The sequence below is a fragment of the Azospirillum brasilense genome (assembly GCF_007827815.1).
In the GTDB taxonomy this organism is placed as follows: Bacteria; Pseudomonadota; Alphaproteobacteria; order Azospirillales; family Azospirillaceae; genus Azospirillum; species Azospirillum brasilense_C.
Genome location: NZ_VITH01000014.1, coordinates 147,711 through 170,621 on the forward strand (window position 1 = coordinate 147,711; position 22,911 = coordinate 170,621).

Consider the following 22,911-nt stretch of genomic DNA (forward strand, 5'->3'; position numbering starts at 1 on the left):
GGCGGATCATGAGCAACACGCTTCTCTCCATCCAGGGGCTGACCCGGCGCTTCGGCGGCCTGCTGGCGGTCAGCGACGTCAGCGCCACCATCGCCAAGGGTGAGCTGGTCGGGCTGATCGGCCCCAACGGCGCCGGCAAGACCACCCTGTTCAACCTGATCACCGGCTTCACCCCGCCGTCGGACGGCACGGTGACCTTCGACGGGCAGGACGTCACGGGCCGCAAGCCCTGGCAGATCGCCCGCATGGGCATGGGCCGCACCTTCCAGAACCTGCGCGTCTTCCCCAACATGACGGTGTTCGACAACGTGTCCGTCGGGGCGGTCGGCGCCTTCGGCCAGTCGCCCTGGCGGGCGCTGGTCAACGGCGGCGCCCGCAGCCGCGCGGTCAGCGAGCGGAGCTGGGAGGCGCTGGAGCGCGTCGGCCTGACCGCCCAGGCCGGGGACATCGCCGCCAACCTGTCCTACGGCAAGCGCAAGTATCTGGAGATCGCCCGCGCCCTGGCGACGGCTCCCCGGCTGCTGATCCTCGACGAGCCGGCGGCGGGCCTGAACGACACCGAGACGGCGGAGCTGGCCGACTTCATCCGCCGCCTGCACGCCGGCGGCGTCACCGTTCTGCTGGTCGAGCACGACATGGGGCTGGTGATGGGAAGCTGCAGCCGCGTCATCGTCCTGGCGTCCGGCCGCAAGATCGCCGACGGCACGCCGGAGGCGGTGCAGCGCGACCCCGCCGTCCTCGAAGCCTATCTGGGAGTGGAAGACGATGCCGCTTGACGGAGCACAGGCCAGCAACACCACCGTCGCCACCCGCCGCATCCTGGAGGTCCGCGACCTAACGGTGCGCATGGGGCCGCAGGAGATCCTGCGCGGCGTCTCGCTCGACGTGGCGGAGGGGGCCATCGTCGCCGTGCTGGGCGCCAACGGCGTCGGCAAGACCACGCTGATGCGCGCCCTGTCGGGCATCTACCGCACCACGGGCGGCGCCACCGTCTTCGACGGCGAGGACATGACCGACAGCCCCAGCCACGAGGTGGTGCGCCGCGGCCTCGCCCAAGCGCCGGAGGGGCGGCAGATCTTCGGCACCATGACGGTGCGGGAGAATTTGCTGCTCGGCGGGCGGACGTTGCGCCACGACCGCGCCGCCCGCATGGAGCGGATGCTGGAGCTGTTTCCCCGCCTGCGCGAGCGGCTGACCCAGAAGGCGGGGTCGCTGTCGGGCGGCGAGCAGCAGATGCTGTGCATCGCCCGCGCCTTGATGTCGAAGCCGCGCCTGCTGCTGCTCGACGAGCCGTCGCTCGGCCTCGCGCCGATGGTGGTGAAGCAGATCTTCGACCTGCTGGTCCAGATCCGCGGCGAGGGCACCTCGATCCTGCTGGTGGAGCAGAACGCCCGCGCCGCGTTGCGCGTCGCCGATCACGCCTATGTCATGGAGGCGGGAAGGGTGACACTCTCGGGCAGCGCCGCCGATCTGGCCGCCGACCCGCGCGTGCGGGCGGCCTATCTCGGCGGCTGACGGAAAAAGGATCGCAGCGATGACCACCGACACCGAAAACGCCGCCCCCGCGTCCGCCCCCCTGCCCATCCTGGAGCGGCGGCGCATCGAGGCGGCCTTCGCCAAGGCGCTGTACGACCAGCTCCTGCCCGAGATCGGACGGGAGCGGGCGCGCGCCGTGCTCGCCCGCGCCATCGAGGTGATGGCCCGCGAGGCCGGCGCCGCCATGGCGGCGGAGGACCGCGCCACCCGCGGCACCGCCGACCTCGCCACCTTCCACGAGCGGCTGGCCCTGTGGACCGCCGGGGACGCCCTGCGGCTGGAGGTGATCGAGAGCGCGCCCGACCGGCTGGGCTTCAACGTCACCCGCTGCCGCTACGCCGAAAGCTACCGCGCCATGGGCGTTGAGGAGATCGGCGACATCCTGTCCTGCAACCGGGACGGCGAGTTCATGTGCGGCTACCGCCCCGACGTCCGCTTCACCCGCACCCAGACCATCATGCAGGGCGCCAGCCATTGCGACTTCCGCTACAGCCTGCCGGCGGGCGGACCCCAGGAGTCCCCGGAATGACCATCCCCGCGAACGTCCGCCTGCACCCCGCCGCCGAGGCCCTGGCCCCGGAGATGCGGCAGTGGCGGCACCATCTGCACGCCCATCCCGAAACCGCCTTCGAGGAGCACGAGACCGCCGCCTTCGTCGCCGACAAGCTGCGCGCCTTCGGGCTGGAGGTGGCGACGGGGCTGGGGCGCACCGGCGTGGTCGGCACGCTGAAGGGCCGCCGCCCCGGCGGCCGCGCCATCGCGCTGCGCGCCGACATGGACGCGCTGCACATCCACGAGACCAACGACTTCGCCCACCGCTCGGTCAATCCCGGCCGGATGCACGCCTGCGGCCACGACGGCCACACCACGATGCTGCTGGGGGCGACCAAGGTCCTGGCCGACGATCCGGACTTCGCCGGGACGCTGCACGTCATCTTCCAGCCGGCCGAGGAGAACGAGGGCGGCGCCCGCGAGATGGTCGCGGAGGGGCTGTTCGAGCGGTTCCCGGTCGACGGCGTCTACGGCATGCACAACTGGCCGGGCCTGCCGCTCGGGCAGATCGCGCTGCGGCCGGGGCCGATGATGGGCAGCTACGACATCTTCGAAGTGACCGTCCACGGCAAGGGCAGCCACGCCGCCATGCCGCACCTCGGCCACGACCCGATGACCGCCGCCGGCCATCTGCTGACCACCCTGCAGACCATTCCGGGGCGCAGCCTGCACCCGCTGGACAGCGCCGTGGTCTCGACCACCTGGATCACCGGCGGCGACACCTGGAACGTCATCCCGGCGGAGGTCACGCTGCGCGGCACCGTCCGCGCCTTCAAGGAGGGGGTGCAGGACGTGGTCGAGGCGCGGCTGCGCGCGCTGGCCGAGCACACCGCCGCCGCCTTCGGCTGCACCGCCGGCGTGCGCTACGAGCGGCGCTACCCGGCGACGGTCAACAGCGCCGCCGAGACCGCGCTGTGCGCCCGCGTCGCCGCCACGCTGGTCGGCGAGGCGAACATCGACCACGACCCGATGCCCTCCATGGGTGCGGAGGATTTCGCCTTCATGCTGAAGGAGCGGCCGGGCTGCTACGTCTGGCTGGGCAACGGGCCGACCGACGGCGGCTGCCTGCTGCACAACCCCGGCTACGACTTCAACGACGCCAACCTGGCCATCGGCGCCAGCTACTGGGTGGCGCTGGCCAAGACGCTGCTGGTGGAGGAGGGGACGCGATGAGCGCGCTTCTCAAACCGCTGCTGGACGCGCCGCTGCCGGACTCCCATTGGGCGGCGAGCGCCGTCGCCGGTCCGGAGACCGGTCCGCTGGACGGAGCGGTCCGGGTGGACGTGGCGGTGGTCGGGGCGGGAGTCACCGGCCTGTCCACGGCGATCCATCTGGCCGAGCGGGGCGTGCGCGTGGCGGTGCTGGAGGCGCGCGAGCCGGGCTTCGGCGGGTCGGGCCGCAACAACGGCCAGATCATCCCGACGCTGTCGCGCCTCGACCCCGCCAACCTGACGGCGGCCTACGGCGAGGCGAAGGGAGCGGCGCTGGCCCGCATGGTCGGCGGCTCGGCGGCGCTGGTCTTCGACCTGATCGAGCGCTACCAGATGCGCTGCGACGGCGTGCAGAAGGGCTGGGTCCAGCCGGCCCACCGGCCCGGCCGCATGAAGGCGGCCGAGCAGCGGGTCGCGCAATGGCGGGCGCTGGGGGCGGAGGTCGCACTCCTCGACGCGGCGCAAACGGAGCAAGCGCTGGGCACGCGCTTCTGGCACGGCGCCATGGTCGCCCCGACCGGCGGGCATGTGAACCCGCTGTCGCTGGCCCGCGAGATGGCGCGGGCCGCCCTCGGGCTGGGCGTCGCCATCCACAGCGACACGCCGGTCGTGTCCATCGCGCGCGCCGGCACCGGCTGGACCCTGACCACGCCGCGGGGCCGCGTGACCGCCGACCGCGTCGTGCTGGCGACCAACGCCTACACCGACGATCTGTGGCCGGGGCTGCGCCGCTCCGTCGTGCCGGTGCTGAACTTCCAGATGGTGACGGAGCCGCTGCCCGCCGCGCTGCGTGCCAGCGTGCTGCCCTCCGACATGGCGTGCAGCGACACCCGCGGCGACCTGCATTTCTTCCGCTGGACCGCCGACAACCGGCTGGTCTCCGGCTGCACGCTGGTGCGGTCGGCGGACGCCGAGCGGCGGGCGCGGGAGCGCACGCGCGAGCGCATCCGCCGCGTCTTCCCCCAGATCGGCAACCCGGCCATCGCACGGAGCTGGAGCGGGCATCTGGCGATGACCGCCGATTTCCGGCCCCACTTCCACGAGCTGGCGCCCGGCGTGACCGGGGCGGTCGGCTACAACGGGCGCGGCATGGCGCTGGGCACCGCCGTGGGCCGCGAACTGGCGCGCCACGCCACGGGGACGGGCGCGCCGGAACTGGCCTTGCCCTTCACCCCGGTGAAGCCGCTGCCGTTCCACGATCTGGTGACGCGCTTCTCCCGGCTCTACATGCTGCATCTGCGCCGGCTGGATCGCACGGACTGACGGCGGCGGCGCCCTTTCACGCTCCGGCCGCGTCGGCCGGGGCGGGAAAGCCGTGCCGCCTCGCCCCCCACACCGCCAGCAGCGTCGCCGCCAGCAGCACCAGGACGGCCGGCGCGAAGGCGCCGACGCCCAGCCGTTCGAGCAGCACGCCGCCGAGGAGGCCACCGCCGGCGATGGCCGTGTTCCAGGCGGTGACCAGCATGGACTGGGCGACGTCCGCCGCGTCGCCCGCCGTCCTGGCCAGGGCCGTCTGGAACAGCGTCCCCGCACCGCCGAACGCCAGGCCCCAGGCGGCCACCGCCGCAAGGATCACGGCCGGGGCATCGCCCGCCACGCCGAGCACCAGAGCGGACAGACCGAACAGGACGGTGCTGGCCAGCGTCAGCGCCCGCAGATGGCCGTCGATCAGCGCGCCGACGATCCAGATGCCCAGCAGAGACGCGGCGCCGAACAGCAGCAGCGCCAGATCCGTCCGCCCTTCCATGCCCGCCGCCGCCAGGAACGGCGCGATGTAGGTGTAGAGGATGTTGTGCGCCAGCACGAAGGCCAGCACCACGAACAGCACCGGGCGCACGCCGGCCAGGGTGAACACGCGCCCCGGAGACAGCCGACTGCCCGCCGCCTGCCCGGCGAAGTCCGGCACCACGACGCGCACCCACAGCATGAGCGCCAGCGCCAGCGCGCTCATGAGTCCGAAGCACACCCTCCAGTCCACCAGATTGCCCAGGAAGGTGCCGGTCGGCACGCCGAGCGACAGCGCCAACGGCGCGCCGACCATCGCGACGGCGATGGCCCGGCCCTTCTGGTGGTCGGGCACCATGCGCGCGGCATAGCCCGCCAGCAGCGCCCACATCAGGCCGGCCGACACGCCCGCCAGGAAGCGCGCCACCATGGTCAGGGCGAAGCTGCCGGACAGGGTCGTGACGGTGTTGGCGACAACGAAGCCGGCGATGGCCGCCAGCAGCAGCGGGCGGCGGGGCACCCCCTGCGTGGCGGCGGTCAGCGGGATGGCCGCCGCCAGCGAACCGGCGGCGTAGATCGTCACGGTCTGGCCGACCCAGGCCTCAGTCACACCCAGCCCTTGGGCCATCTGCGGCAGCAGTCCGGCGGGCAGCGCTTCGGTGAGGATGGTGATGAAGGCCGCCATGGCCAGCGCCAGCAGCGAGGCCAGGGGCAAAGGGTCCGACGCGGCGGCGTTCGTGCGCGGGGGCGTCCTCATGGCCGCGCCTCCAAACCGCCATAGACCGCGTCGCGCAGATCGATAACGAAGCGGCCGCACATGCCCTCGTAGAGCGTGTTGGTGAAGGCGACGACGCTGAGGCCGCGCGCCCGGTCCACGAACCAGGAATGGCCATAGGCGCCGCCCCAGCGCCAGGTGCCTTCCGATTCGGGCGAGGCGGCCGAGGCCGGGTCGCGCAGGACCGAGAAGCCCAGCCCAAAACCGAAGCCGGGCGCGTTGGGCAACTCCCGGCCGTCCGTCTGGTCCCGGGCCATCTCCGCGATCAACTCGCCGGGCAGGAGCGCGCCGCCGCCCTGGCGCAGGGTCTCCAGCAGCCGCAAAAGATCCTCCGCCGTCCCCGCCATGCCCGCGCCGCCCGACGGAAAGGCCTGTGGATCGAAGATGCGTTCAGGGCTGTAGGCGATGCCGACGGCGCCCTCGAAGGGGGAGACCGTCTCGCCCTCGGCCAGCCGATGCGGCTGTGGTGCATCGCTCACATAGGCGGTCGCGACGCGCCGGGGATCGCGGGCGGTGAAGCCGGTGTCCGCCATGCCCAACGGGCCGGTCACCAGACGGCGCACCGCCTCGTCCAACGGCGTGCCGTGGACCCGCGCGACCAGCGCGCCCAGCACGTCGGTCGCCAGTGAGTAGCCCCAACCCATCCCCGGTTCGTAAAGAAGCGGCACGCCGGCGAGGCGGCGCAGGTTCTCGTCCAGGGTGATGCCGGAGGCGTCCATGCCGTCCGACACGCCGGCCCGCGCATAGGGGCCGTCCGCGTCGGCTTCGAAGAAGCGGTAGCCGAGACCGGCGGTGTGGCTGAGCAACTGCCGCGCCGTGATGCGCGCCGGTCGGCCGTCGGCCAGCCGGGGCTGGAACTGGGGCAGCCAGCGCGTGATGTCCGCGTCGAGATCGAGCCGGCCTTGCGCCACCAGAGCCAGCGCCGCGGTGGAGACGATGGGCTTGCTGACCGACGCCAGACGGAAGACCGTCTCCACGGCCATCGGCCGCGCGCTTTCGCGGTCGGCGAAGCCGGCGGCCTGCCGGTGGAGCAGCGCGCCGTCCCGCGCCACCAGGACGACGGCGCCGACAAGCCGCTGCTCGTCGAGCGCCCGCTGGACGGCGTCGTGGACGCGCTCACGGAGGGTCGCCGGCGGAACGCCTTGGCGGAGGGCAAGGGGTGGATGGGTCATGGCACGCGGCTCGTTTCAATGGGCGATGACCTGACGATAAAAATCCTGCTATTAAAGAAAAAGCCGGGTGCAGTTCCTGATTGTGCGGAGCTGGATGTCCGCAATGGAGGCGCCGGATGGACAGCCTGAACGGCTTCGTGGTGTTCGTGCAGGTTGCCGAGACGCGCAGCTTCGTCGCCGCCGGCCGGCTGCTCGGCGTGTCGGCCTCGGCCGTCGGCAAGAGCGTGGCGCGGCTGGAGGAGAAGCTGGGCGTGCGCCTGTTCCACCGCAGCACGCGCAGCGTCACGCTGACCGCCGAGGGCACGCTGTTCCTGGAGCGCAGCCGCCGCATCCTGGCCGAGATCGAGGCGGCGGAGCTGGAGCTGTCCCAGGCCGCCGCCGTGCCGCGCGGGCGCCTGCGCGTCAGCCTGCCGCTGGTCAGCTCGCTGGTCCTGCCGGCGCTCGGCGAATTCATGCGCGCCTACCCCGAGATCGAGCTGGACCTGGACTTCACCGACCGCATGGTCGACGTGATCGAGGAGGGCTTCGACGCCGTGGTGCGCACGGGCGAGCCGGCCGATTCACGGCTGTCGGCGCGCCGGCTGGGGAACTTCCGTTTGTTGCTGGTCGCCTCGCCGGATTATCTGGCGCGGCGGGGCACGCCGCGGACACCGGCCGATCTGCGGCGGCACGACTGCCTGCACTACCGCTTTCCCAGCAGCGGCAAGCTGGAAAGTTGGGCGCTTCGGCAGGCGCCCGGCGAGCCTGACCTGCAACTGCCGACCTCGATGATCTGCAACAACATCGAAACGCGCGTGTGCTTCGCGCTGCAGGGGCTGGGGATCGCCTACCTTCCGGACTTCGCCATCCGCGATCTGTTGGCCGATGGCCGGCTGGAGCCGGTCCTGGCCGATCACGTGGGGCGCACCAGCGTTTTCCATGTGCTGTGGCCGGCGAGCAAGCACCCCTCGCCGAAGGTGCGGGCGCTGGTGGACTTCCTGCGCGCGCGGGTGTTCCCGGCCGCGAAGGCCAAGCCGGGCGTTTGACAGTCCGGCGGTTGACAGTCCGGGTGTGGCCCAGCCACTGTGGCGCCATCCCGAAGCGGCCCCACGCGGATTGCCCCGGCTCATGGCCACCGTCTCCGAAGCCCTGTCCATCGCGCTCGACCATCACATCGCCGGGCGCGTGGCGGAGGCGGAGACCCTTTATGGGCGGATCCTGGAGGCGGTGCCCGGTCATCCCGACGCCAGCCATCTGATGGGGCTGTTGCTCGCCCAGACCGGGCGGGTCGCGGCGGCGCTGCCCCATCTCGACGCCGCCGTGGCCGGCGATCCGGCATCGCCGACCTATCACCTCAACCGCGGCAAGGTTCAGGACGCGCTCGGGCAGACCGCGGCGGCAGCGGCAAGCTGGCTCGCCACGCTGCGTTTGCAGTCGGATCATGGGGAGGCGGCGGAGCGGCTGGCCCCGGCGCTCCGTGCGTTGGCCGAGACCGCGTTCGATTCCGGCGCCCTGGCCGCCGCCGCGGCGCTTTACGAACGGGTGCTGGCGCTCGATCCGCAAAACCTCTCCGCCGCCTTCGACGCGGCGATGGCGGCCAAGGGGCTCGGACGGTTGCAGGGGGCCGCCCGGCTGGCCGGGCTCGCGGCCCGGCTCGACCCGGCGTTGTTGCGCGCCCACATGGCGGAGGCAGAGGCATGCCAGGCGCTCGGCCAGACGGAACGGGCCATCGCGGCGCTTCGTCCGGCGCTGGCCCTGGACCCCGCGCAGGGCGGGTGTTGGGCGAGCCTGTGCCTGCTGCGCAACGAGCTGGGGAGGCGCGGCGCGGCGGTCACGGCGGGCCGGCGCGCGGCGCTGGCCGCACCCGCCGACACCGGGCTGCTGGTCCGGCTTGCCGCCGCCCAGCAGATCGCCGAGAAACCGCGCGCGGCGGTGGCGGCGGCGCGGCGCGGCTTGTCGCTCGACCCCGCCTCGCCGGAACTGCACCTCGCCCTCGGCGCGGCGCTCGACGCGGTGCACGCCCTGGAGGCGGCCGGGCGGGCGCTGGACCGGGCCGGCCGGCTGTGTCCCGGCGATGCGGCGGTGCTGGCCGAACATGGCCGGCTGTGCGAGCGCGCCGGATTGGCGGAGCGGGCGGCGGCGCTGCTGCAACGGGCGCTGGCCGCGCGCCCGGACGACGGGGACTCCTGGGTGGCGCTCGGCCGCGCCGTGCTGCGGCGGGGTGATGCGGCGTGGGCCGGCCGCTGCGCGCGTCGGGCGCTGTGGCTCGCCCCCGGCCTGCCCCCCGGCCTGCTGCTGGCCGGCGCGGTTCGCGAGGCGCAGGGGGCCGATGGCGAGGCGCTGGCCCTCTACGACCGGGCGATTGTGGCGGCGCCGGGCCTCGGCACCGGCTTCTCCCGCCGGGCGATGCTGCTGCTGCGCCGGGCCGTGGGCGAAGGCCCGCCGCCGCGCCAACCGTCGGGCAAGCGGCGGCTGTCGGTGTCCACGCTCGGTCATGCGGGACGCTTCGGCAACCAGCTTCTCCAGTACGGTTGCCTGCGCGTCTGCGCGGAGCGGAACGGGATGGAGCTGGAAACGCCGGAATGGATCGGGCGTTCTCTCTACGGTCTGGACGACCCGCTTCCCGGTCCGCCGCTGCCCAGCCTGCACGAGGAGGATTGCGGCGTTCCGGCGCTGCTGGACGGGCGGGCGTTGGCGGGTCCGGACGGTCACGACGTGGTCGGCTATTTCTGCGGCGACACCGCGCCGCTGGCGCCGCACCGCGCGCGGTTCCGCGCCCTCTTCACGCCGGTCGGCGCGGTGGCGGAGCGGGCCGCGGCGGCGCTGGACGGGGTGCGGGTGCGCGGCCGGACCCTGGTGGCGATCCATCTGCGCCGCGGCGATTTCGGCCTCAACGACCGCTTCTGGATCGCCCCAGAGGCTTGGTATCTCGACTGGCTGGCCGGGGTGTGGCCCAGCCTGGACCGGCCGGTGCTCTATCTCGCCACCGACGCGCCGGAGCTGGCGGAGCGCTTCGCCCGCTACCGCCCCGTCCTCGCCGGCGATCTGGGGGCGCCGCTGCCTGGGGCGGAATTCTTCACCGACCACTGGATCCTGTCGCGGGCCGACGTGGTCGCCGTGTCCAACAGCTCCTTCTCGGTGACGGCGGCGATGCTGAACCCGGCGCTGCGCGCCTCCCTGCGGCCCGACCGCGAACGGGCGCGGCTGGTGCCCTTCGATCCCTGGAGCGCGCCGGTCCTGCTGCCCTGACGGGTATCAGCCGGGACGGCGGACGTAGAGCGCGTCGCCCCAGCTTCGATGGTAGGGGCTGGTCTCGGCGACTCGGTCGAAGCCGTGGGCGAACAGGATGTCGTCCACATCGGCGGCGAGGCCCGAGCCTTCATACAGCTCGGCGTAGCTCACCTCGGTCACCACCGCGTCGAACCCGGCCAGCAGATCGCCGCAGCCGTTGAGAATGCGGCACTCCGACCCCTGCGCGTCGATCGCCAGCACGTTGAACTCCTCGGGCGCGAGGCCGTTGGACGCCAGCAGATCCGGCAGGGTCCGGGTCTCCACCTCGATGACCTCGTCGACGGTGATGTGGGGATAGACGCTCAGATGGCCGGTCGGCTCCAGCAGGGAGCTGGACTGGCGGCTCGACATGCGGGAAAAGCGCGCCCGCCCGGCCCGGTCGGACACCGCGGCGTTCAGACAGATAACATCGCCGTTGCCGACGAAACGGGCCTGAAGCGTGGCGAAGGTCGCCGGGTCCGCCTCGACGAAGAGGACGCGGTCGGCGCCGGCCTCCCGGTAGTTGGCGTACTCCTCGCCCTCATGGGCGCCGACATGGATGATGCCGCGCGGCGCGACGCCGTGGCGGGGAAACAGGTCTTTGTAGCGGAACATGCCCTGGCTGCGCGTGAACAGCCGATTCCAGTGGCGGGGGGCGACCGCCATGTGCGTGCCGCCGCGCCCGTCTTCCGGCGGCGTGGCGCGGAACTCCAGATTGCGGTCGGCGAAGCGGAACAGGGAATAGCCGTTGGCTTGCAGGCGCGCGTACAGCGCGGCCAGTTGCCCACCGGCCTCAGACTCGTCGAACTGAAGGAAGTCGATGCGGCGCAGGCGCAGCAGATCTGTGGCACCGTCCAGCACCGCCAAAGCGTCGCCGCAACCGTCCAGAACCAGCCAGTCGATCTGGCGTGGCCCGACCGGACCGCACCACGCGTCGAGTCCCGATAGGGAGGACGGCAGGGCGAAGCATCTCCTGCCGGAGGCGGCGTCGGTCCAACGCCCGGCACCGGTTCCGACCGCCACCAGAATGGCTTCGGGTGGCAGGAAGGCTTTCTGAAGCGAAAGGCCAGGAAGGGAAGATGTCTCGTGCTGCATCTCGTCACCGCAATGGGGCTGATGAACAGTCCCAAGGGATGATCGCAGCCGCTTCCCGTCGCCTTGGCACGGTGGCCATTGTGGAAGCGGACGCGGGGCGGGTCAACGGCACCGCCCCGATCGCATCGCTTAACGGCGTCAGGCCGCGCGGTGAAGGAAGCCCAGATGCTGCGGCGCCAGGGTGGAGGCCCACTCCTCCGCCGCGTCCTGCGCCTCGCGGCGGGTGGCGAACCAGCGGGCGTCGGGGGTCCAGCTCAGCCCCTCATGCTCCGCGTGCCAGTTCCACCAGCCGTCGGTGGCCTCGCAGACCGTCAGCATCACGCCGAACGCGGATTCCAAGGCGCGGGCGCCGGTCTTAGCCTTTTCGTTATGCCAGTCCATAAGCGTTACTCCAGATGTCCTGCCTTTCGGCATAGCATAGTTCGGTAGACGAACAAAACCAAAAACGGAGGAGGGTGCTCGGGATTGTCGATCCGGACGCTGCGTCCCCTCACTCCGGTAAGGACGCAAACGCCGCGGGCTGCGTGACTATTCCATGGCGCGCGCGGCGCGCGCGTTGGATGGCGCGATGTCCCAGCCGGACGGTCATGATTCCCAGGGCGATTCCCACGGCGTCCCCGGCCAGATCGGACAGGCTGGCCTCGCGTCCCGGAACGAAGGATTGCGCCACCTCGATGGCGGCGCCGAGCGCGAAGACCGCCAGCACCGCCAGGACGGCGGCGCGCCGGCTGGCGCTGGCCAGGATGCCGAGCAGGGTGAGGAGCCCGAAGGCCCCGGCGTGCACCAGCTTGTCGAAGCCGTAAAGGCCGCTGGGCGCCAACTGCGGTTGCAGCGCGGCCCAGAAGGCGATCCCCATGAGGCCGAGAAGGGCGCAGAGCGCGAGCCGGCGCCAGAGAAGGGGAAGTGGGCGGAACGTCATGACGGCCTCCTGCGACGAAGGCCATCCTGCGCGGAACAGTCTCAAGGGCCGGTTAACCGCCCGATGTCCGCGCTGTGACATCCGGCGGGCAAGGCCCGTTTCAGGCTCCGGTCGCCAGCCCCATGGCGATGCCGCGCGCTTCGGTGAAGGCGGCGCGCTGCTGCACCAGCGTCCCGTCGGCGTAGACGCCCCAACCGCTCTGCGAGCCGGTGGCGTGGTAACGGATTTCGATCCGGCGGTGACAGTCCTGCATCACGAAGTGACAGGGACTGATCTTCTTCCACATGGACACCATCGGCATGTCGGGCACCCATCCAAGCGATGAATTACGATGACTGTACCAATGGCCGATTATGGTTGCCGTGATATTAACGAGACGGCCCCAGATTCCCGCGCAAAATGGGTAGTGGCCTGTTCAGGCGTGGTTTTTCGGAGTTTCCGGGCATCCGGGAGCGTCCTGGACCGGCTTTCCGGGGTGGGCATATGCCCGATGGGAGGACGTGCCTCGGACTTCATTGGTTAATATTCTACTAACGGACGGGTGGTCGGCCCGCCAACGATAGGGTAGGGTGGCTCATCTCAATCACCTTCGAGAGTGACTGGACGATGCAATCGGTCTCCATCTTTCTGATCGACGCCAACAAACTGTTCCGCGAAGGCATGAAGGCCCTCTTCTCGGAAGGGGAGTTCCGCATCACGAAAGAGGCCGCCAGTTTCAGCGACGTACCGCCGCCGGGCATGATGGAGGGCGACACGCCCGAGCTGATCATGATGGACCCGGCTTCCGCCAACGGCACGGTCCAGGCCGTCACCGTCCTGCGGGAGCAGTATCCGACCGCGCGGCTCGTCCTTCTGGCCAGCCACCTCGACGCCCAGGAAATGGCCAACGCCATCCAGGCCGGCGCCGACGCTTTCCTGATGAAGGACATTTCCCCGGCCGCGCTGGCGCAGTCGCTGCGTCTGGTGATGATCGGCGAAAAGGTCTTCCCGACCCACCTCGCCGCCCTCCTCATCACCGGCAAGGCCGGCGCCAACACCAGCGCCAACGGCCCGACCGCGGCCAAGGGCTTGTCGCAGCGCGAGACGCAGATCCTGGAGCGCCTGCTGCAGGGTGACAGCAACAAGATGATCGCCAATCATCTGAACATCACCGAAGCGACGGTGAAGGTTCACCTGAAGAGCCTGCTGCGCAAGATCAACGCCTCCAACCGCACCCAGGCCGCCATCTGGGCGCTGGAGAACGGGTTCGGCGGCAAGGTCGAAAAGCCGATGGAAGCCGTCGCCTAAGGATCAGGACGCCGCGCCATCCCGGAACCCCGTGGCTTCGACGCCTGACGCGCTGGACGGGTCAGGCTGGAAAAGTCAGGACGAAGCGGGTTCCGGGGCGGCCGCCCTGATCGGGGCGGTCGATTTCCAGCCTTCCGCCGAGCTGGCGCACCAGACCGTGCACCAGCGTCATGCCCATTCCCTGCCCCGACCCGGCGGGCTTCACCATGCCGGCGCCGTCCGGCAGGCCAGCCCCGTCGTCGGTCACCGTCAGCCGGCGGTCGTCGCCGCAGGCTTCGAAGCGGACCGTTACCGTCCCCTGCTGGTGCGCGCCGAAGGCGTGCTTCAGGGCGTTCAGCACCAGCTCCGTCACGATCAGCCCCATGGACGAGGCCTGCGCGGCGGGCATCGGGATTCCGTGCGCGGCGTCGATGACCAGGGTGCAGCGGCCCGAATCGATGAAGGCGCCGGTCAGGCTTTCCCCCAGCCGTTGCAGGTAGTCGGCCGCGTCGAGCGTGGCGAGGTCGTTGCGCGTCGCCTCGAACAGGCGGCGCTGCACCAGCGCCATCGCCTGGATTCGCGAGAAGGCCTGCTCCACCGCCTTGCGCGCCGCCGGGTCGGTGACCGTGGCGGTCTGCATCGACACCAGCCCGTGCAGAAGCTGGAAGCTGTTCATGATGCGGTGGCTCATCTCATGGGCCACCAGCTCGCTGCGCCGGGCCTCGTCCAGCGCCGCGGCCAAGCCCTGCGCCGCCCGCTTTTCCGCGTCGATGTCGCTGACCACGGCGACCACGCCGGTGATTTGTCCCGCGCCGTCGCGCAGCGGGGCCGCCGACACGCGCGTCCAGTGCTCCGTCCCGTCGGCGGCGCGGTGCAGGAAATCCATGCCGGGCGCCACGATCTCGCCGCGCAGGGCGCGCGCGCCCGGAAACGCGCTGCGGTCGACCGGGCTTCCGTCGGGCTGGAAGGCGCGCCAACGCTGCGCCTCCCGGTCGTCGGCGGAGGGCAGCGAGCCGTTGGTGTAGTCGCGCATCAGCCGGTTGTTGCGGGTGGTGCGGCCCTGCGTGTCGTAGACGGCGACGCCGACCGGCAGATGCTCCAGCACGGAGGACAGCAGCGCTTCGCTGGACTGGCGCTCCCGTTCCGTCCGGTCCCGCTCGATCAGCAGGGCGGCGGTGCGGGTCAGCCGATCCATCGCGTCCAAATCCTGCGGGCCGGGCGCGCAGGGGGTGGCGTGGTAAATGGTGAAGGCGCCCAGCACCGTTCCGGTGGCGGTGCGGATCGGGGTGGACCAGCAGGCGGCGATGCCATGGTCAAGCAACGGCGCTCGGCCGGATGCCCAGCGCGGGTCCTGCGCCACATTTGCGATGACCACCCGCTCTCCGCTGTGGGCGGCCAGAGCGCAGGGAAAGTCTTGCGGACCGATGGCGGTCCCATCCACCGCCCGCCGGTAGGACTCCGGCAGGCCGGCCGCGACGCCGAAGCGCAGGGTGCGACCGTCGTCGCTCATCAGGATGATGGCGGCGCGCCCGCCGAACCGCTCGGCCGCCGCTTGCGCCAGAAGGTCCAGCGCCTCGTCAAGCCCGGCGCCGCCGATGGCTTGCTCCAGGGCGGTCGTCTGGGCCAGCAGCAGCCGTTCCGATTGCCGGACGCCACTGTCCTGTTCCGCCCCATGATCGTCCACTGTGCCGTCGCCTTTGCGCTTGATGCCGCGCCCCGCGGGGCCACGGCATGGTACGCGTCCACCCCCCGCCGCGCCAGAGAATGCGGCTATGGCTTTGGGCGAACGCAAAATCCGTGCGGACAGGTCCGCGTCGGTCGGTGTCGTCAGTTGGTGTCTTCGGGGTAGGGGGGCGAGGTGCGCCAGGAGAACAGCGTCATCGCCCGGTAGCTCTGCTCCCCCGACAGGCCGTAGGCCGGCTCCGTCGAGGCGACCAGGGCGCCGCTCTGGTTGTCGTAGGCGAAGGCGGAGAATTTCGCGACCGCCTGGTTCTCGGTGGAGCTGTAGACCGACGCCTCCGGCAGGGTGATCGCGCCGGGCAGGGTGATCGGGGGAATGCCCAGCACCGTCTTGCTCTGGTTCACCGACAGGGCGCCCAGCCGGATCTCGATGATCGTGTCGGCGGCGGCCCGGTCGGGGACAAGGCGGACGCCCTGGCGCAGCAGCGATTCCTTGATCGCGCTCGCGGCGTATTTGGCGTCGGTGCCGTCGAAGTTGCCGGTGTCGAGGAAGGCGCGCTTGTCCGCCGGCAGATCCAGCCGCAGGCGGTTGGCGGCGTTGTCCGCGGCGCTGGAGATCAGAAGCTGTTCGGTGGCGGTCCGGGACGGAAGGCTTTCCTTCACATCGGTGCATCCGGCGGCCAGGGCCGCGGTGGCCGCCAGCGCTGCAAGGATCATCGGTCTGTTGCGGGGCATTCGGGTCCTCGTGCTTTTCGTCTCCGGCTTCTCAGGTTCGCCCGGTCCGGGCAAGGGAGAGATTTGGGACCGGCCCCGCACGCCGAACAGACGAAACGCGCCGGACAAAAAAAAGCCACGCACGGGAACCGCACGTGGCCTGAGTCTAGGGAGGAAACGCCCTATAGAGCGTGCTGCCGAGGCAGCAATAGAAAGATAGGGCTGACGAGGCGTTCTGTCCAGGGGTTATGTAAACGTTTTCATCTCATCGACGCTTTCGCAGCGCTGTTACGCGGTCACCACGCTACTGACCGGACGCTTCAGGAACCGCAATGCGACCGCGGTGGTGACCGTCCCGGCGACCAGCGCCACGACGTAGCCAGCCAGATGGGTTACGGCGTTGGGGATGGGCAGGACGAAGATTCCGCCGTGCGGAACCTTCAGCTCCGCCCCGATGCCCATGGAGATGGCGCCGGTCAGCGCCGCGCCGAGCACCAGCGCCGGGATGACGCGCAGCGGGTCGCGGGCGGCGAAGGGGATGGCGCCCTCGGTGATGAAGGCGATGCCCAGGATGCCCGCGGCGTTGCCGGCCTCCCGTTCCTCCCGGGTGAAGCGGTTGGCGAACAGCTTGGTGGCGAGCGCGATGCCGAGCGGCGGCACCATGCCGGCGGCCATGGCGGCGGCCATCGGCGTGTAGACCTGGGACGCGATCAGGCCAGTGGAGAAGGCGTAGGCTGCCTTGTTGACCGGCCCGCCCATGTCGAAGGCCATCATCGCGCCGATCAGCAGGCCGAGCAGGATGGCGCTGCTGCCCTGCATTCCCTTGAGCCAGGCGCTCAGCACCGCCAGGGCCTCGGCCACCGGGGCGCCGACCACGTAGATCATGGCGAGGCCGGTGATCAGCGAGCCGAGCAACGGCAGGATCAGCACCGGCTTCAACCCCTCCAGATTCTTGTGCAGCCGGATGTTGCGGTTGAGGAAGCTGGTGGCGTAGCCGGCGATGAAGCCCGCAACGATGCCGCCGAGGAAGCCGGCGCCGAGGTTGGCGGCGAGGATGCCGCCGACCATGCCCGGCGTGATGCCCGGACGGTCGGCGATGGAGAAGGCGATGTAGCCGGCCAGCGCCGGGACCATCAGCGCGAAGGCGCCCTTGGCCCCGATCTGGAACAGCGCGTTGCCCAGCGTGCCCTGCTGGCTGTCCTCGAACACATAGATGCCGCCGAGCGCGAAGGCGATGGCGATCAGCAGGCCGCCGGTCACCACGAAGGGCAGCATGAAGGACACGCCGGTCATCAGATGCTTGTAGGGGCCGCTGCGCTGCGCCGCCGCCCGCTCCGCCTTGCCTACCGCCACGCCGTCGGCCGGTGCCGGGGCGGCGCCGTGGGGCTGCGCCTCGGCCAGGGCGCGTTCGACCAGGGCGCGGCCGTCGTTGATGGCGGGCTTGGTGCCGCTCTTGAAGACGCGCTTGCCGGCGAAGCGGGCGAGGTCGACCTGCGTGTCGGCGGCGATCAGCACGACGTCGGCCTCGCGGATTTCCTGCTCGGTCAGCGTGTCGCGGGCGCCGACCGAGCCCTGGGTTTCCACCCGCACGGCGTGGCCCAGCGCCTGGGCGGCCTGCTGGATCCCCTCCGCCGCCATGAAGGTGTGGGCGATGCCGGTGGGGCAGGAGGTGATGGCGACGATCTTCTTCGTCCCCGTTCGCGCCGGCGCTTGGGCCGGGGCGGTCGCCAAGGCCTGCTCCAGCACGGCCCGCGCGTCGCGCAGCACGGCGTCGAGCGCCGCGGCGCTGCGCTTCAGCCCGGCGAAGCGCTCCTCGCCCAGATCGCCGGAGCCGACGAGAATGACCCCTTGCGCGCCCTGCGCCGCCCCGGCGGGCAGCGTGTTGCGCACGCCGAGGCTGGAGCGCACCTCCACCTGGATGGTGTGGCCGAGCGCCGCCGCGGCCTTGCGCAGCGCTTCGGCGGCCAGGACGGCCTGGGTGCTGAGATCGCCCGCCGCGATCACGGCCAGCATGTTCGCCATGGTTTCCTCCCGAGCGGTCACCCGCTCCCCGTTCATTAAAGCGTTGAGAGTTCGACCTGTCCGGCCAGCGCGCGGACCGCGTCCGCCCCCGGCAGGTTGGGTCCGAAGCAGCCGAGCTTCGCCGTGGCGAAGGCCACCGACAGGCGGGCGACGCCGTCCAGCGGCGCGTCCGCGCCGAAGGCGGCGATCAGCCCCGCCACCATGGCGTCGCCGGCCCCCACCGTGCTCAGCGCGTTGACCGCCGGCAACCGGGCGTGCAGAGCCGGACCGTCGGCCACGAACAGCGCACCGTCCGCCCCCAGCGAGACCACCACGACCGCCACGCCGCTGCGGTGCAGGCCGCGCGCCGCCTCCAGCAGGTCGGCGGGGGCGGGCAGGGGGGCGCCGGCCCAGGCTTCCAGCTCGTGCCGGTTCGGCTTGATGCAGAAGGGCAGGTCCGGGGCGGCCAGCGCCGCCGCCAGCGGCGGGCCGCTGCTGTCCAGCACGACGCGGGCGCCCTGGGCGCGCAGGTCCGCCGTCAGCGTCGCGTAGCTGTCCGCCGGCAGCCCGTCCGGCAGGCTTCCCGCCAGCAGGACCGGCGTGCCCGGCAGCACCAGCTCGCGCAGGGTGCGGCGGACGCGGTCGAGCGCGTCGGTGTCGGCGGTCAGGCCGGGCAGGTTGAGGTCGGTGGTGTCGGCGGCTGCGAGGTCGGCGATCTTCACGTTGACGCGCGTCTCGCCGGGCAGCCGGACGAAGCGGTCGGCGATGCCCTTGGCGGCGAACAGCGCCTCGAAGGCCGCGGCGTTGCCGCTGCCCAGCAGGCCGGTGGCGACCACCGGCGTGCCCCAGTCGGCGAGGCAGCTCGCCACGTTCACGCCCTTGCCGCCGGCGTTGCGCCGCACGGCGCTGGCCCGGTGCACATGGCCGGGGCGCAGCGCCTCGACCGTGATGGTCTGGTCGATGGCCGGGTTCAGCGTGACGGTGACGACGGGCCGGATGTCCTCTTCGGGCGTGCTCATGCAGCACCCCCGTCGAGCGCGCGCACCGCGTCGGCGGTCTCGCACTCCAGCGCCCGTTGCGCGGCGTCCTTCAGGGCGGACAGGTCGCTGCCGCGCAGCCGGTCCTTCACCGCGGGGATGTCGCGCGGCGTCATCGACAGCTCGCGCACGCCGAGCCCGGTCAGCAGGGCGGCGCCGAACGGGTCGCCGGCGATGCCGCCGCAGACGCCGACCCAGCGGCCGTGCCGCTCCGCCCCCTCCACCGTCATACGGATCAGCCGCAGGACGGCGGGGTGCAGGCTGTCGGCCTCCGCCGCCAGTTCGGGGTGCTGGCGGTCGATGGCCAGCGCGTATTGGGTCAGGTCGTTGGTGCCGATGGAGAAGAAATCGACATGGCGGGCCAGGACGTCGGCCTGGATGGCCGCCGCCGGAACCTCGACCATGATGCCCAGCGGCACGGCCGGTGCGTCCAGCTCCCCCCGGATGCGCTCGCAGGCGGCGCGCAGGGCCTGGACCTCGCCCAGCGCCGTGATCATCGGGAACATGATCGACAGGGCGCCGCCGTCCTTGGCCCCACCATCCTTGGCAGCGCGGTAGAGGGCGCGGAGCTGGGTCTCCAGAAGCTCGGGCCTGCGCAGCAGCAGGCGGGCGCCGCGCACGCCGAGGAAGGGGTTCTCCTCGTGGGGAAGCTGAAGGTGCGGCACCTGCTTGTCGCCGCCGATGTCCAGCGCACGGACGATCAGCGGACGGCCCTCCAGGGCGGTCAGCATGCCGCGGTAGGTCTCGTACTGCTCGTCCTCGCTCGGGGCGTCGCCGCGCTCCAGGAACAGGAACTCGGTGCGCATCAGCCCGACGCTCTCCGCGCCTTGCGCCAGAGCGACCGCCACCTGATCGGGCCGGTTGACGTTGGCGCCGATCTCCACCTCGTGGCCGTCGCGGGTGCGGGCGGGCAGGCCGCGCCGGGCCTCCTCCTCGGCCTTGCGGGCCTCCTCCCGCGCGATCCAGGCGCGGGCGTCGGCGGTGTCGGCCTCGGCGGGGGATAGGTGCAGGCGCCCGGTCTGGCCGTCGAGGATGACCGGGGTGCCGTTCGCCAGCTCCATCAGCGCCGCGCCGCTCGCCACCATCGCCGGCAGCCCCAGCGTGCGCGCCAGGATGGCGGTGTGGGAGGTCGGGCCGCCCTGCGCCGTCGCCAGCCCGATCACCCGCGCCATGTCCAGCGCCGCCGTGTCGGAGGGCGACAGGTCCTCGGCGATCAGGATGCAGGGGCTGTCCGGCAGGTCCGGCGCGCCGCCGGTGCGCAGCGCCGGGTCGATCCGCGCCAGCACGCGCTGGCCGACGTCGCGCAGGTCGGCGGCGCGCCCGGCCAGCACGGGGTTGTCGAGCGCGGCCAGCCCGGCGGCGGTGCGTTCCACCGCCTGATGCCAGGACCAGGCGACGCCGTGCCCCTCGACCATGAGCTGGCAGGCCAGCGTCACGAGGTCGGTGTCGTTCAGGATTTCCGCCTGGGCGGTGAAGATCGCCGCTTCGGAAGGCCCGAGGCGCCGGGCGGTGTCGTCGGCCAGCGCCTTCAGATTTTGGCGGGTCAGGCTCAGCGCTTCGTGCAGGCGGTCGCCGCCCTCGATCAGCGGGACCGGCTCGTCGGGCACGGACACCGCGGCGCGCGGCAGCACATGCACCGGGCCGATGGCGAGGCCGGGGCTGGCGGCGATTCCCGGAACGGCGGGCAGCGGGTTCGGCGGCGTCCAGCCGCGCACGGGGGCGCGGGACTTCTGCGCCGCGGCGGCGGCATCCGCCTTCTCCCGTGCGGTCAGCCGGGTGATGGTCGCCTTCATACGGGCCAGCGCCGCCACGGCGTCCTCGCCCTCCGCCGAGACGACCACGCTGTCGCCGGCCCGCAGGCCGAGCTGGAGCAGCGCCACCAGCGCCTTGGCGTCGGCCACCAGATCGCCGTGGCGGACCTGGATGCGGGCAGCCGAGGCGCGCGCCGCCTCCACCCAGGCGGTGGCCGGGCGGGCGTGCAGGCCGGTCGGGTAATCGACCACCCAGTCGAACCGCTCCGCCAGATCGCCGCCCGGCGTGGCCGGGGCGGCAACGGGCGCGTCCTCGCCGAGGGCGGCGGCGAGGGTGGCGGGGTCGGTGACGGTGAACAGGGCGGCCAGCCGCGCCTCGTCCTGCATCAGCCGGGTCAGGCGGCGCAGCACGGCGATGTGGGCGTCGGACTGGGCTGCGATGGCGACCACCAGATGGGCCGTCTGGCCGGGATTCCATTCGATGCCGCCCGGCACCTGGAGGACGGCGATGCCGCTGCGGCGGACCATGCCGCGGTCCTCGACCATGCCGTGGGGGATGGCGACGCCATGGCCGAGGAAGGTATTCGCCACCGCTTCCCGGCGCAGCATGCTGGCGGCGTAGGCCGGATCGATGCAGCCGGCGGCGATCAGGAGCTGGGCGGCCTCGCGGATCGCCTCCTCCTTGCCGGCGGGACTGGCGTTCAGCCGCAGCAGATCGGGCCGCAGCAGATCGGCGGGCATGATGGCGGTGTTGGCGTCGGGGGCCATGGCGGGTCCGTCTCCTCCGTTCGGTGTGGCGCCGGGCGGTCTTGGGTGTCGTCCTTGCAGCGCTGTTATTGAAAACGATTACATCAGCCCGTGTCAACGGAGTTTGCATTGAATCAGCCTACTCCTTCGGGCAGACTGTGCCGTGTAGGACGGGCCTATGGCCCTAAAGAATGGAAACGATTTCAAAAACAGTTTCACGACGGATCGGTGACCGCATCATCATGAGCGACAGCGTCAAAGCCACCAGCATCAAGGCCGTCGGTATCAAGGATGTCGCCCGCGAGGCCGGGGTCTCGGTCGCCACGGTGTCGCGGGTGCTGAGCAACGGCCCGGTCAGCGACGCGCTGCGCGCGCGGGTGGAGGACGCGGTGCGGGCCACCGGCTACCGCCCGAACCTGTCGGCGCGGCGGCTGCGCTCGCAGCATTCCCAGACCGTTGGGCTGATCGTCTCGGACATCCGAAACCCCTTCTTCACCGCGGTCAGCCGCGCGGTGGAGGACGCCGCCTTCCAGGCCGGCATGCGGGTGATCCTGTGCAACACCGACGAGAACCCGGAGCGGGAGGCCATGTACCTGCGGCTGATGCAGGAGGAGCGGGTGACCGGCCTGATCTTCGCGCCGACCCGCGCGACTCTTGCCCAGCTCGACCGGGCCGACCTCGATTTTCCGGTGGTGCTGATCGACCGCAGCGCGCCGGCCGGGCGGTTCGATTCGGTGGTGCTGGACAACCCGCAGGCCGCCGCCCTGCTGGTCGACCACCTGCACGGTCAGGGCTACCGCCGCATCGCCGGCCTGTTCGGCAACACCAGCACCACGGCGGTGGAGCGCCACGCCGGCTATCAGGCGGCGCTGGCCGCCCACGGGCTGCACGCGGAGGCGCGCTTCGTCCCGCCGACCGCCGAGGCGGCGGAGGCGGAGATCGCCCGCTGGCTGGCGGAGGCGCGGCGCTCCGGCGCCATGCCGGACGCGGTGATGGTCAGCAACAGCCTGCTGCTGATGGGGGTGGTGAAGGCGACGCGGACGCTGGGGCTGACGATTCCCGGCGATCTGGCGGTGGCCGGCTTCGACAACGAGCCCTGGACGGAGCTGGTCGGCCCCGGCCTGACGGTGATCGAACAGCCGGTCCACGAGATCGGGCGGGCGGCGATGACTCTGCTGTTCGAGCGGCTCGACGACCCGGAGCGGGCGACGCGCAAGGTGGTGCTGTCGGGGACCTGCGTGGCGCGGGGATCGACGGGTGGGGTGGGGTGAGTGGTTGCGGCGGAGCCCCCACCCAAACCCTCCCCCGCTGCGCAGGGGAGGGCTTAACAGGACGCGGAAAAACGAACATATTCCGGCTTTTTGCCTCCGCTGAGGCTTGGAAATGGCGTTTCCGACGCCCGTTTTTGCCAGAATGGAGCGCCTTTTCGCGCTCCGAGATGCCCAGAGCCGCCGTTGAGGCGGATTTCGGGCGTGATTATG

20 protein-coding genes are annotated in these 22,911 nt (G+C 71.7%); 9 read left to right on the forward strand and 11 right to left on the reverse strand.

What is annotated here, in order from left to right:
- Window positions 1-8: 8 nt before the first annotated feature.
- From FBZ83_RS24935 to FBZ83_RS24955, 5 genes are read left to right on the forward strand one after another with little or no spacing between them, the layout of a single operon-like run.
- Entirely contained in the window at window positions 9-776 is a 768-nt protein-coding gene (locus FBZ83_RS24935) for an ABC transporter ATP-binding protein (protein ID WP_145689394.1), read from the forward strand.
- The gene (locus FBZ83_RS24940; RefSeq protein WP_145689395.1) at window positions 766-1,515 is read left to right on the forward strand and encodes an ABC transporter ATP-binding protein; all 750 of its coding nucleotides are present in this window, start codon (window positions 766-768) and stop codon (window positions 1,513-1,515) included. Before FBZ83_RS24935 ends, FBZ83_RS24940 begins: the two co-directional genes overlap by 11 nt.
- 19 nt (window positions 1,516-1,534) lie before the next feature.
- Complete coding sequence (locus tag FBZ83_RS24945) at window positions 1,535-2,065, forward strand: L-2-amino-thiazoline-4-carboxylic acid hydrolase (protein ID WP_051658725.1); 531 nt, start codon at window positions 1,535-1,537, stop codon at window positions 2,063-2,065.
- The gene (locus tag FBZ83_RS24950; RefSeq protein ID WP_145689396.1) at window positions 2,062-3,261 is read left to right on the forward strand and encodes a M20 aminoacylase family protein; all 1,200 of its coding nucleotides are present in this window, start codon (window positions 2,062-2,064) and stop codon (window positions 3,259-3,261) included. Before FBZ83_RS24945 ends, FBZ83_RS24950 begins: the two co-directional genes overlap by 4 nt.
- Window positions 3,258-4,562, forward strand: coding sequence for an NAD(P)/FAD-dependent oxidoreductase (locus FBZ83_RS24955; RefSeq protein WP_145689397.1), 1,305 nt, complete (start codon window positions 3,258-3,260; stop codon window positions 4,560-4,562). Before FBZ83_RS24950 ends, FBZ83_RS24955 begins: the two co-directional genes overlap by 4 nt.
- Before the next feature lie 16 nt (window positions 4,563-4,578).
- Here the strand turns inward: FBZ83_RS24955 and FBZ83_RS24960 are convergent, their stop codons facing one another.
- Both FBZ83_RS24960 and FBZ83_RS24965 read right to left on the reverse strand, forming a co-directional pair.
- Window positions 4,579-5,781 (reverse strand): MFS transporter, encoded by a 1,203-nt coding sequence (locus tag FBZ83_RS24960; protein WP_145689398.1) that lies wholly within the window; start codon window positions 5,779-5,781, stop codon window positions 4,579-4,581.
- Window positions 5,778-6,971, reverse strand: coding sequence for a serine hydrolase domain-containing protein (locus FBZ83_RS24965; protein WP_145689399.1), 1,194 nt, complete (start codon window positions 6,969-6,971; stop codon window positions 5,778-5,780). The genes FBZ83_RS24960 and FBZ83_RS24965 overlap by 4 nt, the downstream gene beginning before the upstream one ends.
- Window positions 6,972-7,087: 116 nt before the next feature.
- On the opposite strand from FBZ83_RS24965, the gene FBZ83_RS24970 reads away from it, so the two are divergent.
- Together FBZ83_RS24970 and FBZ83_RS24975 are read left to right on the forward strand one after the other, a co-directional pair.
- Window positions 7,088-7,996 (forward strand): LysR family transcriptional regulator, encoded by a 909-nt coding sequence (locus FBZ83_RS24970; RefSeq protein WP_145689400.1) that lies wholly within the window; start codon window positions 7,088-7,090, stop codon window positions 7,994-7,996.
- 82 nt (window positions 7,997-8,078) lie between these two features.
- Window positions 8,079-10,199 carry a tetratricopeptide repeat protein gene (locus FBZ83_RS24975; protein WP_145689401.1) on the forward strand — a complete coding sequence of 707 codons (2,121 nt, stop codon included), beginning with the start codon at window positions 8,079-8,081 and terminating at the stop codon, window positions 10,197-10,199.
- Window positions 10,200-10,205: 6 nt separating this feature from the next.
- Here FBZ83_RS24975 and FBZ83_RS24980 read toward each other — a convergent pair whose 3' ends face one another.
- From FBZ83_RS24980 to FBZ83_RS24995, 4 genes are all read right to left on the reverse strand, one after another.
- Window positions 10,206-11,243, reverse strand: coding sequence for an FkbM family methyltransferase (locus FBZ83_RS24980; RefSeq protein ID WP_247888460.1), 1,038 nt, complete (start codon window positions 11,241-11,243; stop codon window positions 10,206-10,208).
- Between the two features lie 210 nt (window positions 11,244-11,453).
- On the reverse strand, window positions 11,454-11,696 hold the full coding sequence (locus FBZ83_RS24985; RefSeq protein WP_040137885.1) for a hypothetical protein: 243 nt from the start codon (window positions 11,694-11,696) through the stop codon (window positions 11,454-11,456).
- A gap of 109 nt (window positions 11,697-11,805) precedes the next feature.
- Window positions 11,806-12,234 (reverse strand): VanZ family protein, encoded by a 429-nt coding sequence (locus tag FBZ83_RS24990; RefSeq protein ID WP_145689403.1) that lies wholly within the window; start codon window positions 12,232-12,234, stop codon window positions 11,806-11,808.
- 100 nt (window positions 12,235-12,334) lie between these two features.
- On the reverse strand, window positions 12,335-12,535 hold the full coding sequence (locus FBZ83_RS24995) for a hypothetical protein (RefSeq protein WP_145679878.1): 201 nt from the start codon (window positions 12,533-12,535) through the stop codon (window positions 12,335-12,337).
- 305 nt (window positions 12,536-12,840) lie between these two features.
- Here FBZ83_RS24995 and FBZ83_RS25000 point away from each other — a divergent pair, with 305 nt between their 5' ends.
- On the forward strand, window positions 12,841-13,521 hold the full coding sequence (locus tag FBZ83_RS25000; protein WP_014200193.1) for a LuxR C-terminal-related transcriptional regulator: 681 nt from the start codon (window positions 12,841-12,843) through the stop codon (window positions 13,519-13,521).
- A gap of 61 nt (window positions 13,522-13,582) precedes the next feature.
- On the opposite strand, the gene FBZ83_RS25005 is transcribed toward FBZ83_RS25000, so the two are convergent.
- The 5 genes from FBZ83_RS25005 to ptsP form a co-directional block, all read right to left on the reverse strand.
- Window positions 13,583-15,184: a sensor histidine kinase gene (locus FBZ83_RS25005; RefSeq protein WP_145689404.1), complete on the reverse strand. Its 1,602-nt coding sequence runs from the start codon at window positions 15,182-15,184 to the stop codon at window positions 13,583-13,585.
- Between the two features lie 143 nt (window positions 15,185-15,327).
- Entirely contained in the window at window positions 15,328-15,915 is a 588-nt protein-coding gene (locus FBZ83_RS25010) for a DUF6655 family protein (RefSeq protein ID WP_145689405.1), read from the reverse strand.
- Window positions 15,916-16,182: 267 nt separating this feature from the next.
- Window positions 16,183-17,916: a fructose-specific PTS transporter subunit EIIC gene (locus tag FBZ83_RS25015; protein WP_145689406.1), complete on the reverse strand. Its 1,734-nt coding sequence runs from the start codon at window positions 17,914-17,916 to the stop codon at window positions 16,183-16,185.
- A gap of 35 nt (window positions 17,917-17,951) precedes the next feature.
- Entirely contained in the window at window positions 17,952-18,914 is a 963-nt protein-coding gene (gene pfkB / locus FBZ83_RS25020; protein WP_145689407.1) for a 1-phosphofructokinase, read from the reverse strand.
- Window positions 18,911-21,451 carry a phosphoenolpyruvate--protein phosphotransferase gene (gene ptsP / locus FBZ83_RS25025; protein WP_145689408.1) on the reverse strand — a complete coding sequence of 847 codons (2,541 nt, stop codon included), beginning with the start codon at window positions 21,449-21,451 and terminating at the stop codon, window positions 18,911-18,913. The genes pfkB and ptsP overlap by 4 nt, the downstream gene beginning before the upstream one ends.
- Before the next feature lie 221 nt (window positions 21,452-21,672).
- Here ptsP and FBZ83_RS25030 point away from each other — a divergent pair, with 221 nt between their 5' ends.
- Entirely contained in the window at window positions 21,673-22,701 is a 1,029-nt protein-coding gene (locus FBZ83_RS25030) for a LacI family DNA-binding transcriptional regulator (protein ID WP_145689409.1), read from the forward strand.
- Window positions 22,702-22,911 lie beyond the last annotated feature (210 nt).

What these genes read in the sequence shown, in the direction of transcription:
- FBZ83_RS24935 (WP_145689394.1), top strand. Translation starts at nt 9, where the DNA reads ATGAGCAACACGCTTCTCTCCATCCAGGGGCTGACCCGGCGCTTCGGC.
- FBZ83_RS24940 (WP_145689395.1), top strand. Translation starts at nt 766, where the DNA reads ATGCCGCTTGACGGAGCACAGGCCAGCAACACCACCGTCGCCACCCGC.
- FBZ83_RS24945 (WP_051658725.1), top strand. Translation starts at nt 1,535, where the DNA reads ATGACCACCGACACCGAAAACGCCGCCCCCGCGTCCGCCCCCCTGCCC.
- FBZ83_RS24950 (WP_145689396.1), top strand. Translation starts at nt 2,062, where the DNA reads ATGACCATCCCCGCGAACGTCCGCCTGCACCCCGCCGCCGAGGCCCTG.
- FBZ83_RS24955 (WP_145689397.1), top strand. Translation starts at nt 3,258, where the DNA reads ATGAGCGCGCTTCTCAAACCGCTGCTGGACGCGCCGCTGCCGGACTCC.
- FBZ83_RS24960 (WP_145689398.1), bottom strand. Translation starts at nt 5,781, where the DNA reads ATGAGGACGCCCCCGCGCACGAACGCCGCCGCGTCGGACCCTTTGCCC.
- FBZ83_RS24965 (WP_145689399.1), bottom strand. Translation starts at nt 6,971, where the DNA reads ATGACCCATCCACCCCTTGCCCTCCGCCAAGGCGTTCCGCCGGCGACC.
- FBZ83_RS24970 (WP_145689400.1), top strand. Translation starts at nt 7,088, where the DNA reads ATGGACAGCCTGAACGGCTTCGTGGTGTTCGTGCAGGTTGCCGAGACG.
- FBZ83_RS24975 (WP_145689401.1), top strand. Translation starts at nt 8,079, where the DNA reads ATGGCCACCGTCTCCGAAGCCCTGTCCATCGCGCTCGACCATCACATC.
- FBZ83_RS24985 (WP_040137885.1), bottom strand. Translation starts at nt 11,696, where the DNA reads ATGGACTGGCATAACGAAAAGGCTAAGACCGGCGCCCGCGCCTTGGAA.
- FBZ83_RS24990 (WP_145689403.1), bottom strand. Translation starts at nt 12,234, where the DNA reads ATGACGTTCCGCCCACTTCCCCTTCTCTGGCGCCGGCTCGCGCTCTGC.
- FBZ83_RS24995 (WP_145679878.1), bottom strand. Translation starts at nt 12,535, where the DNA reads ATGCCGATGGTGTCCATGTGGAAGAAGATCAGTCCCTGTCACTTCGTG.
- FBZ83_RS25000 (WP_014200193.1), top strand. Translation starts at nt 12,841, where the DNA reads ATGCAATCGGTCTCCATCTTTCTGATCGACGCCAACAAACTGTTCCGC.
- FBZ83_RS25010 (WP_145689405.1), bottom strand. Translation starts at nt 15,915, where the DNA reads ATGCCCCGCAACAGACCGATGATCCTTGCAGCGCTGGCGGCCACCGCG.
- FBZ83_RS25015 (WP_145689406.1), bottom strand. Translation starts at nt 17,916, where the DNA reads ATGGCGAACATGCTGGCCGTGATCGCGGCGGGCGATCTCAGCACCCAG.
- pfkB (WP_145689407.1), bottom strand. Translation starts at nt 18,914, where the DNA reads ATGAGCACGCCCGAAGAGGACATCCGGCCCGTCGTCACCGTCACGCTG.
- ptsP (WP_145689408.1), bottom strand. Translation starts at nt 21,451, where the DNA reads ATGGCCCCCGACGCCAACACCGCCATCATGCCCGCCGATCTGCTGCGG.
- FBZ83_RS25030 (WP_145689409.1), top strand. Translation starts at nt 21,673, where the DNA reads ATGAGCGACAGCGTCAAAGCCACCAGCATCAAGGCCGTCGGTATCAAG.